We start from the raw sequence: 12,800 nt of genomic DNA on the forward strand, positions 1-12,800 counted from the left end.
CATGTTTAGACGATCCGAACAGGACAAGCGACCGCAGGTCCAAATCTTCGTCGACGGCGTTGCCGTCGCGGCGCGGGTGGGCGACACCGTCTCCGCCGCGCTATTGGCTTCCGGCCGGGACGCACGGCGTTCCACGGCAGTGAGCGGCGCGCCGCGTCTGCCCTATTGCATGATGGGCGTGTGCTTCGACTGCCTCGTCACCATCGACGGCGTCGGCAATCGCCAGGGCTGCCTCGTGCCGGTCGCCGAGGGCATGCAGATCGAAATCCAGAAGGGCAAGCGGGAGATCGGAAAATGAGCGTCGCTCCCAAGCGCGAAGACTACGACGTCGTGGTGATCGGCGCCGGGCCAGCAGGCCTCGCCGCCGCCGCGACCTCCGCCGAAGCAGGTCTCACGACGCTGCTGCTCGACGAGAACATCGGTCCCGGCGGCCAGGTGTTTCGTGCGATCTCGTCCACGCCGGTGACCGAGCGCAGCCAGCTTGGTGCCGACTATTGGGTCGGTGCCGATCTCGTGCAGTCGCTCCGCGCGAGTAGCGCCGAAATCATCCACCGTGCGACGGTCTGGAGCCTCGACCGCAACCTCGATATCGCGGTCTCGATCGGCGGCGCCTCGGCCTTCGTGAAGGCGAAGCGCGTGATCCTCGCGACCGGCGCGCTGGAGCGGCCGTTTCCGATTCCCGGCTGGACATTGCCGGGCGTCATGACGGCAGGCGCCGCGCAGACCATGCTGAAATCGTCGGCACTGGTCCCGGATGGCCGCACCGTGATCGCGGGGCAGGGGCCGCTGCTTTGGCTGCTCGCCGCGCAGATTTTGCGCCTCGGCGGCCGTATCGACCGCATTCTCGATACGACCGGGCGGGGCAATTACTTCGCCGCGCTGCCGCACGCCTTCGCCTTCCTGACCTCGGCCTATTTCACCAAGGGCCTGTCGATGATGCGCGAGGTGAAAGCGAAGGTGCAGGTCGTCTCCGGCGTCACTGAGCTTGCTGCGTCCGGCGATGGGCAGCTCACGAGCGTCAGCTACGTCGCGGGCGGCAAGCGCGAGACCATCCCTGCCGATCTCCTGCTCCTGCATCAGGGCGTCGTGCCCAACGTCAACCTTGCGATGTCCGCAGACGTTGAGCATCGCTGGGACGATTTGCAGCTGTGCTGGTCGCCAGTGCTCGATGCCAGCGGCAATTCGTCGGTCCCCGGCATCGCGATCGCCGGCGACGGCGCCGGCATCGGCGGAGCGAATGCCGCCGTGGTCCGCGGTCGCATCGCGGCTCGTGCGGCCGTTGAGGCGCTGGCGCCCGCGGCCGCTGCGAAACTTCCCGCGATGGCGACGCTTCGTTCCGATCTCGCCAAAGCCGAGCGCGGCCGCGTCTTCCTCGACACGCTGTTCCGCCCGTCGCCGCAGTTTCGCATTCCCTCGGGCGACACCATCGTCTGCCGCTGCGAGGAGGTCACGGCCAAGGACGTTCTCGATTCCGTTGCGATCGGCGCGACCGGCCCGAACCAGCTCAAGGCCTATCGCCGCACCGGCATGGGTCCGTGCCAGGGCCGGCTCTGCGGCCTCACGGTCACTGAGCTGATGGCGCAGGCGCGCGGCAAGACTCCGCAGGAGATCGGCTATTACCGGCTGCGCGCGCCGGTCAAGCCGATCACGCTCGCCGAGCTCGCCGCCGTTCCGAAGAGCGAAGCGGATATCAAGGCCGTGGTGCGCGGATGACTAAAAACGTGGATGCGATCGTCGTCGGCGGCGGCATCCACGGATGCTCGACCGCGCTGCATCTGTGCCTCGCCGGCCTGAAACCGGTGCTGATCGAGAAGGACTATGCCGGCCGCCACGCCTCCGGCGTCAATGCCGGCGGCGTCCGCCAGCTCGCGCGGCACATCCCCGAGATCCCGCTGTCGATCCGCTCGATGGGGATCTGGGAGAAGATCAAGGACCTCCTCGACGACGATTGCAGCTTTGAGAGCCACGGCCAGGTGCTGGTCGCGGAGAACGAGGAGGAGCTCGCCGTCTGCCGCGCGCGCGTCGCCGAGCTCAACGCGCTCGGCTTCACCCATGAAGAGCTGATCGACGCGACCGAGCTGCGGCGGCTCGTGCCGGCGGTCGCCGAAACCTGCCCCGGCGGCGTCGTCTCGCGCCGCGACGGCGCGGCCAATCCGGCACAGACGACGACGGCATTTCGGCGCAAGGCCGAGCAGCTCGGCGCCACCGTGCGCGAGGGCGTAGCGGCGAGCAACATCCGGTACAGCGACGGCCTCTGGCATGTCGATGTCGGCACTGAAACCTTTGCCGCACCGGTGCTCGTCAACGCCGCCGGCGCCTGGGCCGGCAAGATTGCCGCTGCGCTCGGCGAGCCGGTGCCGGTCGAGACCGTGGCGCCGATGCTGATGATCACCTCGCGCGTGCCGCATTTCATCGATCCCGTCGTGATCCTGCGCGGGCGAAAACTCTCCTTCAAGCAATTTTCCAACGGCACCGTTCTGATCGGCGGCGGCCATCTGGCAACGCCGTACCAGGACCGCAACGAGACGGTGCTGGACTGGAGGAGCCTCGCGACCAGCGCGCGCACGGTGTTCGAGCTGTTCCCGGTGATGCGCAGCGCCACGATCGTCCGCGCCTGGGCCGGCATCGAGGCAAAGATGAAGGACGACATTCCCGTGTTCGGGCCGAGCAGCCGCCACAAGGGGCTCTATCACCAGTTCGGTTTCTCGCTGCACGGCTTTCAGCTCGGCCCCGGCGCCGGCGCCGTGATGGCGGAGCTGATCGTCAATGGCGGCACCCAGACGCGGATCGGCGATCTCGGCATCGACCGCTTCCATCCTTCCACGATCTAGTAAGAGGACATCATGAGCATCACCCGCAGCATCCGTACGCCCATCATGCACCGCGCCGTCGAAGCCAATGGCTTCGTCTTTGTCGGCGGCACCATCGCCGACGACACCTCGGTCTCGATGGGCGACCAGACCCGCAACATACTCGGCAAGATCGCCGGCTATCTGATGGAAGCCGGCACCGACAAATCGCGCGTCGTCAGCGCTGCGATCTTCGTCACGGATCTCTCCAAGAAGAAAGAGATGGACGCGGCCTGGACTGAATTCTTCGGCGACAATCTGCCGACCCGCGCCACCGTCGGCGTCGCCGATCTCGGCGGCGGCGCGTTGATCGAGGTGGTGGTCACCGCGCTCAAGGGCTGACCGGGAGGGACGTCAGCGCTTCGTGCACTGTCGTCCTGTCCAGCCACGATTTGATCTCGCCCCCTTGCGGGATTAGTAAGACAGTCTCTCAGTCAGGATATTCGCAGCCATGGATTTTACCCCGACCGCAACGCCGATCCGCATTGCTCACGGGGAATTCCATGCCTGCTTCGATCATCCTGTCGAACCGTTCGCTGTCCACGCCTGACGGCCGCTCGCTCCTCTCCAAACATCGATCTGACCTTCGGCGCGGAACGCGCCGGCCTCGTCGGCCGCAATGGCGTCGGCAAGACAACTCTGCTCGCCGCGATCACGGGCGAGCACGTTCCGCAGTCGGGGCGTGTGATCGTCAACGGAGCCGTCGGGCTGCTGCGCCGCGCCGATGCGCGCCCTGCAGATCGTTGGCAGCCTGAGCGGCGGGCAGGTGTTTCGTGCGGGGCTCGCCTGCGTACTTGGCGGATCGACGCCACCGTCGCTGCTGATCCTGGACGAGCCGACCAATCATCTCGACCTCGAGTCCATCGAAGCCGTCGAAGCCGGCTTGCGCGCCTATGACGGCGCGCTGCTCGTCGTCAGCCATGACGAGGCGTTCCTGCAGGCCATCGGGGTCACGCGTCGGGTCGATCTGGCTGCCAGGATGCCGCGCGCCAATGGCGGGATCATCTGATCCCGCCTCGCGGATCGTGCTCGCAATCTTTCAAAAACCCGACGCTCTGCCCCCAGCGCGTCGGGTGGAATGAATGAATATCAATCGGTGATCCCAACGCCGTTGTTGTGACGCGTGCTGCACCAATTGACCACTCCGGGAAACTACCGCAACGGAACCAGGCTGAGCCTGCCTTCGCGGCGCGGCTTTACCCGCTGCCGCCGGGTTCCAGCGCTTCGCCCATCTCCAGCGGATGCGCCATGGTCTCGTGCAGCGCGTCGCGGTCGAGCTCGCCTTCGGAGATGCTGATGACGACGCAGGCGACGCCGTTGCCGATCAGGTTGGTCAGCGCGCGGCACTCGCTCATGAACTTGTCGATGCCGACCAAAATCGCGATCGACTGGATCGGGATATCGGGCACGATCGAGAGCGTCGCGGCGAGCGTGATGAAGCCGGCGCCGGTGACGCCGGATGCGCCCTTCGACGTGATCATGGCGATGCCCAGAATGCCGAGCTCCTGCCAGATGGTCAGATGGGTGTTGGTCGCCTGCGCGAGGAACAGCGTTGCCAGCGTCATATAGATGTTGGTGCCGTCGAGGTTGAAGCTGTAGCCGGTCGGGATGACGAGGCCGACCACCGAGCGCGAGGCGCCGAGATGCTCCATCTTCTGGATCATCTGCGGCAGCACCGTCTCCGACGAGGAGGTGCCGAGCACGATCAAAAGCTCGTCCTTGATGTAGGCGATGAAGCGCAGGATCGAGAAGCCGGCAAGCCTGGCGATCGAGCCCAGCACGATCAGCACGAACAGGATGCTGGTGAGATAGAACGTGCCGATCAGGGCGGCGAGGTTGAGCAGCGAGCCGAGGCCGTAGGCGCCGACGGTGAAGGCCATCGCGCCGAAGGCGCCGATCGGCGCCACGCGCACGATGATGCGGATGATGCCGAAGAACATCTTTGCGGCCTTGTCGATCGCCTCCGCGATCGGCTCGCCGGCCTTGCCGAGGAAAGCGATGGCGAAGCCGGAGAGGATCGAGACCAGCAGCACCTGGAGCAGGTCGCCACGCGCGATCGCGCCCACATAGCTGTCCGGGATGATCGCCATCAGATGGGCGACGATGCCGTCTTCGTGGGCCTTGGTGACATAGGTGGCCACCGATTTCGGATCGATGGTGGCGGGATCGATGTTGAAGCCGTGCCCGGGCTGGAGAATCTCGCCGACCAGGAGGCCGATGGCGAGCGCGACGGTCGAAACCGTCTCGAAATAGATCAACGACTTCAATCCGACTCGGCCGACGCGCTTGAGGTCGCCCATCGAGGAGATGCCGTGCACCACGGTGCAGAAGATCACCGGCGCGATCATCATCTTGATCAGCGCGATGAATGCGTCGCCGAGCGGCTTCAGCGCCTTGCCGAGGTCCGGATAGAAATAGCCGATCAGCACCCCGATCACGATCGCGATCAGCACCTGGACGTAGAGGATCTTGTACCAGGGGTGGTGCCGGCGGTGGACGGCTGGCTGGATCGCAATCTGTGTCATGGTATGGGCCCCGGAACGCATTGATCTTGCATGCATGATTTACATCATGTGATGTTCGCCGCATAAGCAACAATCACATTTTTGTCGGATCGCACGAAGTTCAATCGCTGCACCGCAATGGGGGAACATGTCGAACGCAACGAGCTCGGACGAGCAGGCGCATAGCTATTTTCCGCGTTGGAAGCTGAAGACATCCGGCGTGATCATGCCGGAGGAGCGGCTGTCATGGGGCCAGACCATCGTCTCCGGTCTCCAGCATTGCGTCGCGATGTCGGGTTCGACGATCATCGCGCCGCTGCTGATGGGGTTCGATCCCAATATTGCGGTCCTGTTCTCCGGCATCGGCACGCTGATCTTCTTCGTCATCGTCGCCGGGCGCGTGCCGAGCTATCTCGGCTCGAGCTTCGCCTTCATCGCCGTCGTCCTCGCCGCCACCGGCTATGCTGGGCATGGGCCGAACCCGAACCTGTCGGTTGCGCTCGGCGGCATCGTCGCGGCTGGTGTGCTGTACGGTGTGATCGCGCTGGTCGTGATGTGGTCGGGAATCGGCTGGGTCGAGCGCCTGATGCCGCCGGCCGTCACCGGCGCCGGGGTCGCCGCGATCGGCCTCAACCTCGCGCCCGTGGCCGTCAAGGCAGTAAGTGCGAACGCGTTCGAGACCTGGATCGGGCTCGCGACCGTTCTGATCATCGGCGTGGTTGCTGTGGCCGCTCCGGGCCTGTGGCGTCGCCTGCCGATCATCCTCGGCGCGGTCGGCGGATATCTTTTGTATCTGTTGTTCGCAAATGGCCTGGGCTTCGGCAAGCCAATCGACTTCACGCAGCTCTCGGCCGCGCCGTGGTTCGGCCTGCCGAACTTCACGACGCCGACCTTCCACGCCGATGCGATTGTCCTGATCGCGCCGGTTGCGGTCATCCTCGTCGCCGAGAACCTCGGTCACATCAAGGCCGTCGGCGCCATGACGGGCCGGAGCCTCGATCGCTATCTCGGCCGCGCGTTGTTCGCCGACAGTCTCGCGACCATCGTGGCCGCTTGCGGCGGCGGCACCGGTGTGACCACCTATGCCGAGAACATCGGCGTCATGGCCGCGACAAAGGTCTATTCGACCTTGCTGTTTGCCTTCGCCGCGACCGTATCGGTCCTGCTCGGCTTCTCGCCGAAATTCGGCGCGCTCATCCTGTCGATCCCCGGTCCTGTTATCGGCGGCCTTTCGATCGTGCTGTTCGGATTGATCGCGGCGATGGCGGGCCGGATCTGGGTCGAGAACAAGGTCGATTTCGCCAACCCTGCGAACCTGATCACCGTCGCCGTGGCGCTGACGGCAGGCGCCGGCGACCTCACGCTGAAATTCGGCGCGTTCACGATCGGCGGAATTGGCACCGCCACCTTCGGCGCGATCATTCTCTATCAGATCCTGACCTCACCGATCGCGCGCCGCGCGGAATGAATCCCAGGGATGCACTGATGGATGGAACAAAACAGCGGTTTCGTCCATGATGAGGCATCCCGGAGACAACTCATGCCCCAGACTGATCTCTCAACCGCTTTTCCCTCACGCCTCGCCGGCCGATATGCGCTGGTGACCGGTGCGTCCCAGGGCATCGGCCGCGCCGTTGCTGTCAGGCTCGCCCAGGAAGGCGCGACCGTGGCCATCAACTATCTCGATCACCCCGGGAAGGCCGAGGAGACGCTGGCGCTGGCGCGCGCAGCATCGGGCGACCGTGGTCACGGCAAGCTCGATCATGTCATCGTCAAGGCCGACGTCAGCAATGAGCAGGAGGTCGGTGCGATGTTCGAGACGATCCTGGCGCGCTGGAAGCGCCTCGATTGCCTCGTCAACAATGCCGGCTTCCAGCGGGAATCGCCGAGCGAGGCGCTCGACATCGAAACCTATCGCCGCATCATCGACGTCAATCTCAACGGCGCCGTGCTCTGCGCGCAGAAGGCGCTGGCGCATTTCGTCGCGCGCGGCGGAGGCGGCAGCATCATCAACTGCTCCAGCGTCCACCAGATCGTTCCGAAGCCGGGCTATCTCGCTTATTCGATCAGCAAGGGCGGCATGGCCAATCTGACCCGCACGCTGGCGCTGGAATTCGCCGGCCGCGGCATTCGCGTCAATGCGGTCGGGCCCGGCGCGATCGACACGCCGATCAACGCGGCCTGGACCGGCGACGCCGACAAGCGCGGCGACGTCACCAGCCACATTCCGCTCGGGCGCGTCGGCACGCCCGAAGAGATCGCCGCCGTCTTCGCCTTCCTTGCCTCGGATGATGCCAGCTACATCACCGGGCAGACCATCTACGCCTGCGGCGGTCTCACGCTGTTCCCCGAGTTTCGCGAGAACTGGGCGAGCTAGGCGTGCGCTGACAATCTCCGCCGAAGATCAACGGGTAGTCGGATGTTCGATGCCGGCAATCAGCTTCACCAGTTCGCTCTGGCGTGCGGTTCCGGTCTTGCGGAAGACGTTGTGAAGGTGGGTTTTCACCGTCGCCTGCGACAATCCCAGTAGATCGGCCAGAGCCTGCACACCGCTAACCTTCATGATGGCGTCGAGCACGCGGATTTCACTCGCCGTGAGGCTGTACAGCTTTCCCAGCGCCTCCAGCGGCGGCGGGCTGGCCGGCGACGTCCGGCGAACGAACACCGCCGCAACCGCCGAATGCACCGCGCTGGCCCGTTGGCGGTCGCCTGCCGTCAGAGGCAAGACATGCGCGAACCAGCGGCGTGCGGGTGAATCCGAAAGCGGTATCGCCGCGCCTTGGCCGCCAGCCATCAGGTCGCCGCTCTCGGCTGCCGCCACGAGGTCGCGGAGCAAGCGCTGCGCGTCGGGCGCGACGGCCGTCAACGCTCCGCGCCGCTCGTACAGCAGCGCGCCCTCGTCGAGCATGGTGCGCGCCAGCCCATTCAGGAAGACGATCCGGCCGTTCAGCCCCAACAGGAAGATGGCGGCTTCGACATTGTCGAGCGTTTCGGTGAGGACCGCCTGTGCAGTCTTGCGCTGATCGAACAACCGGCCGATCGCGACCGCGCGCTGAAAATGCGGCACGATCAGCGCCGCCCGCTGTCTCGCCCCGTCATCGACGATCCCGTGCGTGTTATCCCTGCGGATGTTGAGCACCGAGGAACTCATCGCACCCTTTTCCAGGTTGACGCAGATCACGTCGGCAATCCCCTGCGGTTCGACCCATTCCCTGTGGAAGCGTGTGTCGAAAAGCTCCGCTTCGGGAACGATGTCGGTCGGCGTATAGATCAATCCGGATTCGATGAAGGTTGCCGCCGGGAATACCGGGTTCATCGGCATGTATTTCTCGAAATACAGCTGCGTGTAATGTGGGTCGTCGTTGAACAAATGCAGTGCGGCCGAACTTTCGCTGGCGACATCGTGCCAATACAGTACGGCCGAAGAGCCGCCGACGAAATTGCAGGAGCGCTCCAGCGCCCGCATCCACAAGGTCGGATCAAGTGCCGCGTCGTAGATATCGCCGATCAACTCCGAGAGCGTCGAGGCTTCGGACGTCACGGCCGACTCAAATCGTATCGAGCATGCATTCCCGGTATTCTCGGCATTTGCGCCTGACTGCGGCAGCGTAACACGCGGCTGCAACGATCCGCGCGAATATTGCAAAAATATTTCCGAAGTTCAAAGAGGCGAGATCGTGAGAATCAGATGCTCGGTTCATGGCTTCTTGCCGCTTCTTTGGGCCTTGTGACAGATGTTCTCAGCGCTAATTGAATGATCGGCATATGCGCTTGAGGTTTCCCGGAATTCGCCGCCATCCCGAAAAGCGCGACTTCCTCACCAGCCACATCCCGACTTCCTCACTCGCCCCGTCGCGACGGGTTCCGATGCAATCCGGCAACAGTTTGCAAAAAAGCATGATGCCACCGGCAGGCTCTCCTCCAACTTCAACCGAACGGTTGATGTCCGGCGTGTCGCCTCGGCCCACAGTCGCGTTGTCCTGCACCAGCGGAAAGCGAGAAGATGCCAATGAATTGTCAGGGGTGGGCAACCATCGCACGATCGGCAATCGGACGGATCGCAGAGCGCCTTGTCGTCCGCTCCGTCACGCCGATCCTGGCTTTCGCCGTTGCCGTAGTAGTTTCGCTTGCAAGCTCGGCGGCCTCGGCCCAGTGCTATTCCGGTGGAAACTTTTTTCAGGGCACCTGCACCAGCCAAGGGACTCCCGGCACCAACGGGATCGCGGTCGGCAATTTGACCCGGGCCGACAATAACTCCACTGCCTTTGGCGACCATGCAATCGCGCTTGACAACAGCGCGACGGCGGTGGGCCATGATGCGGTGGCCGGGTCCTTCGGCGTGTCAATGGGCACAAATGCCGGTCTATCGACGCTTAACCAAGGGGTCACCAGCATCGGTACGAACTCCAATAGCGCGGCGGCCGGCGCTGGCAACTGGAGTACGGCAATTGGCGCGGGGATCACCGGCAGCGGTCCCAGTTCGTTGGGAGGCTATAGTGTCGCGATCGGGGGCGGCGATGGCTATCTCGGAAGAACGGGTGCAACGTCGGGCGGATTTGCGTCGATTGCGGTCGGTGTCAGCAGTTCCTCAGGGGGCGCTTCATCAACCGCCATCGGGAACGCCGCGAACGCCAGCAACACCAACTCAACTGCGGTGGGCAATGCCGTGACCGCAAGCGGCCTGAATTCATTCGCGGCGGGGACCAATTCCCACGCCACGGGGGACCGCGGGATCGCCATCGGGAGCGCCGCGAACGCCAGCAACGCCAATTCAACTGCGGTGGGCAATGCCGTGACCGCAAGCGGCCTGAATTCATTCGCGGCGGGGACCAATTCCCACGCCACGGGGGACCGCGGGATCGCCATCGGGAGCGCCGCGAACGCCAGCAACGCCAATTCAACTGCGGTGGGCAATGCCGTGGCCGCAAGCGGCCTGAATTCATTCGCGGCGGGGACCAATTCCCACGCCACAGGGGACAGCGGGATCGCCATCGGCGATGGTGCGGCCGCCGGCGCGGGAGCGAATGCAATCGCAATCGGCACCGGCGCGGTCTCCACAGGATCGATCGCGATCGGCGCAGGTTCCGCAGCGGCACTCGGCAACACCGCTGTCGGTGATGGCGCAACTGCAAGCGCGGCAGCCGGCGCCTCCGCTTTCGGCAATGGCGCGGCCGCATCCGCGACCAACGCGACTGCGCTCGGGACTGGCGCCTCAGCCGGGTTCTCCAACTCCACCGCGGTCGGCGTTGGCGCAACGGCGACCGCCGCCAACCAGGTCGCGATCGGTACGGCCAGCAACACCTATCGCATGGCTGGCGTCGCGTCTGCGACGAGCCTTGCCGCGCAAAGCGGTCCGGTCTCCTTCGTCACCACCGATGCCGCCGGCAACCTCGCGACTTCGAGCTTCAATCCGGCGAGCCTTACATCGCTGCAGTCACAATTCACCACCTTGCAGTCGCAGGTGAGCTCGTTGCAGTCGCAGGTGATGGATAACCGGCTCGAGGCGCGCAGCGGTACCGCCGTCGCTCTCGCGGCCGGCTCGATGCCTACGCTGCAAGCCGGTCGCAAATTCGCACTGTCGGCCGGCTACGGCAATTTCGAGGGCGCCAACGCGTTCGCGCTCGGCGCAACCGCACTGCTCTATGACGGCAAGAGCTATGCGATCATCGCCAATGCCGGCGGCGGCATTGGGCTGGAGCGCAATGTTGCAGGCGGGCGTGGTGCGGTCTCGATCCAGTGGTAGGAAGAACGCATTCGCCATGACGCTGCGCTGGTTGAGTGCTGGACTCGGTCTTCCGATCCTTGTGCTGCTGATTCTCGGCGCGGTGACGACATCCGCACAGCAGACGCCTCCGCAGCCGCATCAGGCGTCACCGCAGCAGCAACAGGCAGCCAAGCCCGCCAACATCGACCGCAACGGCGTGCTGATGCTGATCCGCTCGACGCTGCTTGCGCTCGATCAAGCCAACAAGACCGGCAACTACACCGTGCTGCGCGACCTCGGCGCACCCGGCTTTCAGGTGAACACGGCGGCGAAGCTTGCAGAGATCTTCGCTAAACAGCGCGGCGACAAGCTCGATCTCTCCGGCGTTGCCGTCATCGATCCGCAATTGTCGTTGTTGCCGCAGATCGAGCCGAACGGCTTGTTGCACATGGCAGGATTTTTCCCGTCGGTGCCGTCGCAGGTGAATTTCGAACTGTTGTTCGCGCCGGTCGAAGGACAATGGCGCGTGTTTGGCGTGTCGGTGTCCATCGGTCAGTCCGCACCTGCCGCGCCTGAAGCCGCGCCCGGCAAGGCCGTGGTCTCGCAAAAGCAGGCTTCGCCACCAAAGCCGAGTGTCCCTTCGAAATAATCAACAGCCGTTGCGATGTCGCGCAATGCTGCTCGACGAAACGGCAAATCGATCACAACGTAAGCCCCGTAGCGCTCGCCAAACTCTACAAGCTCACGGCGAGCGAAATCGGCCTGATCGACGCCGTCATCAAGGTGAGCGGGGTGGAGTGCGGGTGATCTGGCAAAGTGCCGTGCCGCAGACTACATCATGCGCCATGACAAACCCTCCGCTTCAAGATTTCGTCGGCCGGCACGAAAAACTGTTCGTGCTGACCGGCGCCGGCTGCAGCACCAATTCAGGTATTCCCGACTATCGCGACGGCCACGGCAACTGGAAGCGGACCCAGCCGGTCAACTTCCAGGCCTTCATGTCCGAAGAGCATACGCGCCGGCGCTATTGGGCGCGCAGCCTGATCGGCTGGCGCCGGTTCGGTCAGGCCCGCCCGAACGATGCGCACCATGCGCTGGCCCGGCTCGAGGCGAGCGGGCGGTGCGAGATGCTGCTGACCCAGAATGTCGACCGGCTGCATCAATCCGCCGGCCACCGGCAGGTCATCGACCTGCACGGCCGGCTCGATCTGGTCCGCTGCATGGGTTGTGGCCGCAAGACGCCGCGCAACGAATTTCAGGATGCGCTTGGCCGCGCCAATGCAGAATGGCTGATGCTCGACGCTGCGGACGCGCCCGATGGCGACGCCGATCTGGAGCATGCGGATTTCTCGTCGTTCAACGTGCCTGCTTGCGAAGCCTGCGGCGGCATCCTCAAGCCCGACGTCGTGTTCTTCGGCGAGAACGTCCCGCGCGACGTGGTCGCCACCGCGCAGGACCATCTGTCGCAAGCTGACGCGATGCTGATCGTCGGCTCATCGCTGATGGTCTATTCCGGCTTCCGCTTCGTGAAGGCAGCGGCGGATCGGCAGATCCCGATTGCGGCGGTCAATCTCGGACGCACCCGCGCCGACGATCTCTTGGCGCTCAAGGTCGAGGAGCGCTGCGAAGCGGCGCTTGCATTCCTGCTCTGATCTCGCGCGAGGCGAAACACGCCTTGCCTATTGCATAGGTGCCGCGCAGAATAGCCGTGCGTAGCGTTGCCCGCGCGCTTCATGGCACGGA

11 protein-coding genes and 1 pseudogene are annotated in these 12,800 nt (G+C 64.6%); 10 read left to right on the forward strand and 2 right to left on the reverse strand.

Features of this window, described 5'->3' with window-relative positions; genetic code table 11:
- Position 1: 1 nt before the first annotated feature.
- The 5 genes and pseudogenes from ACP2YP_RS07235 to ACP2YP_RS07255 all read left to right on the forward strand — a co-directional run.
- Complete coding sequence (locus tag ACP2YP_RS07235; RefSeq protein WP_426423287.1) at positions 2–298, forward strand: (2Fe-2S)-binding protein; 297 nt, start codon at positions 2–4, stop codon at positions 296–298.
- On the forward strand, positions 295–1,713 hold the full coding sequence (locus tag ACP2YP_RS07240; RefSeq protein ID WP_426423288.1) for an NAD(P)/FAD-dependent oxidoreductase: 1,419 nt from the start codon (positions 295–297) through the stop codon (positions 1,711–1,713). The genes ACP2YP_RS07235 and ACP2YP_RS07240 overlap by 4 nt, the downstream gene beginning before the upstream one ends.
- The gene (locus tag ACP2YP_RS07245) at positions 1,710–2,831 is read left to right on the forward strand and encodes an NAD(P)/FAD-dependent oxidoreductase (RefSeq protein ID WP_426423290.1); all 1,122 of its coding nucleotides are present in this window, start codon (positions 1,710–1,712) and stop codon (positions 2,829–2,831) included. Before ACP2YP_RS07240 ends, ACP2YP_RS07245 begins: the two co-directional genes overlap by 4 nt.
- A 12-nt stretch (positions 2,832–2,843) precedes the next feature.
- Positions 2,844–3,191, forward strand: coding sequence for a RidA family protein (locus ACP2YP_RS07250; protein ID WP_426423291.1), 348 nt, complete (start codon positions 2,844–2,846; stop codon positions 3,189–3,191).
- A 246-nt stretch (positions 3,192–3,437) separates the two neighbouring features.
- Positions 3,438–3,858 (forward strand): annotated as a pseudogene (locus ACP2YP_RS07255) (ATP-binding cassette domain-containing protein); the annotation flags it as partial.
- Between the two features lie 187 nt (positions 3,859–4,045).
- Here ACP2YP_RS07255 and ACP2YP_RS07260 read toward each other — a convergent pair.
- Positions 4,046–5,374, reverse strand: coding sequence for a dicarboxylate/amino acid:cation symporter (locus ACP2YP_RS07260; protein ID WP_426423293.1), 1,329 nt, complete (start codon positions 5,372–5,374; stop codon positions 4,046–4,048).
- A 127-nt stretch (positions 5,375–5,501) separates the two neighbouring features.
- On the opposite strand from ACP2YP_RS07260, the gene ACP2YP_RS07265 reads away from it, so the two are divergent.
- Positions 5,502–6,821, forward strand: a complete 1,320-nt coding sequence (locus ACP2YP_RS07265) for a solute carrier family 23 protein (RefSeq protein ID WP_426423294.1) — start codon at positions 5,502–5,504, stop codon at positions 6,819–6,821.
- Between the two features lie 72 nt (positions 6,822–6,893).
- Positions 6,894–7,730, forward strand: coding sequence for an SDR family oxidoreductase (locus ACP2YP_RS07270; RefSeq protein ID WP_426423295.1), 837 nt, complete (start codon positions 6,894–6,896; stop codon positions 7,728–7,730).
- A 27-nt stretch (positions 7,731–7,757) separates the two neighbouring features.
- Here the strand turns inward: ACP2YP_RS07270 and ACP2YP_RS07275 are convergent, their stop codons facing one another.
- The gene (locus ACP2YP_RS07275) at positions 7,758–8,894 is read right to left on the reverse strand and encodes a helix-turn-helix transcriptional regulator (RefSeq protein WP_426423297.1); all 1,137 of its coding nucleotides are present in this window, start codon (positions 8,892–8,894) and stop codon (positions 7,758–7,760) included.
- Between the two features lie 468 nt (positions 8,895–9,362).
- On the opposite strand from ACP2YP_RS07275, the gene ACP2YP_RS07280 reads away from it, so the two are divergent.
- The 3 genes from ACP2YP_RS07280 (at position 9,363) to ACP2YP_RS07290 (ending at position 12,709) form a co-directional block, all read left to right on the forward strand.
- A complete protein-coding gene (locus ACP2YP_RS07280) occupies positions 9,363–11,096 on the forward strand; it encodes a hypothetical protein (RefSeq protein ID WP_426423298.1) in 1,734 nt (577 codons plus the stop codon).
- 16 nt (positions 11,097–11,112) lie between these two features.
- On the forward strand, positions 11,113–11,706 hold the full coding sequence (locus ACP2YP_RS07285) for a hypothetical protein (protein ID WP_426423300.1): 594 nt from the start codon (positions 11,113–11,115) through the stop codon (positions 11,704–11,706).
- 196 nt (positions 11,707–11,902) lie between these two features.
- The gene (locus ACP2YP_RS07290; RefSeq protein WP_426423301.1) at positions 11,903–12,709 is read left to right on the forward strand and encodes an NAD-dependent protein deacetylase; all 807 of its coding nucleotides are present in this window, start codon (positions 11,903–11,905) and stop codon (positions 12,707–12,709) included.
- Positions 12,710–12,800 lie beyond the last annotated feature (91 nt).

The sequence above is a fragment of the Bradyrhizobium genosp. A genome (genome assembly GCF_049949275.1).
Lineage (GTDB): Bacteria > Pseudomonadota > Alphaproteobacteria > Rhizobiales > Xanthobacteraceae > Bradyrhizobium.

What these genes read in the sequence shown, in the direction of transcription:
- ACP2YP_RS07285 (WP_426423300.1), top strand. Translation starts at nt 11,113, where the DNA reads ATGACGCTGCGCTGGTTGAGTGCTGGACTCGGTCTTCCGATCCTTGTG.
- ACP2YP_RS07250 (WP_426423291.1), top strand. Translation starts at nt 2,844, where the DNA reads ATGAGCATCACCCGCAGCATCCGTACGCCCATCATGCACCGCGCCGTC.
- ACP2YP_RS07245 (WP_426423290.1), top strand. Translation starts at nt 1,710, where the DNA reads ATGACTAAAAACGTGGATGCGATCGTCGTCGGCGGCGGCATCCACGGA.
- ACP2YP_RS07235 (WP_426423287.1), top strand. Translation starts at nt 2, where the DNA reads ATGTTTAGACGATCCGAACAGGACAAGCGACCGCAGGTCCAAATCTTC.
- ACP2YP_RS07265 (WP_426423294.1), top strand. Translation starts at nt 5,502, where the DNA reads ATGTCGAACGCAACGAGCTCGGACGAGCAGGCGCATAGCTATTTTCCG.
- ACP2YP_RS07270 (WP_426423295.1), top strand. Translation starts at nt 6,894, where the DNA reads ATGCCCCAGACTGATCTCTCAACCGCTTTTCCCTCACGCCTCGCCGGC.
- ACP2YP_RS07280 (WP_426423298.1), top strand. Translation starts at nt 9,363, where the DNA reads ATGAATTGTCAGGGGTGGGCAACCATCGCACGATCGGCAATCGGACGG.
- ACP2YP_RS07260 (WP_426423293.1), bottom strand. Translation starts at nt 5,374, where the DNA reads ATGACACAGATTGCGATCCAGCCAGCCGTCCACCGCCGGCACCACCCC.
- ACP2YP_RS07240 (WP_426423288.1), top strand. Translation starts at nt 295, where the DNA reads ATGAGCGTCGCTCCCAAGCGCGAAGACTACGACGTCGTGGTGATCGGC.
- ACP2YP_RS07290 (WP_426423301.1), top strand. Translation starts at nt 11,903, where the DNA reads ATGACAAACCCTCCGCTTCAAGATTTCGTCGGCCGGCACGAAAAACTG.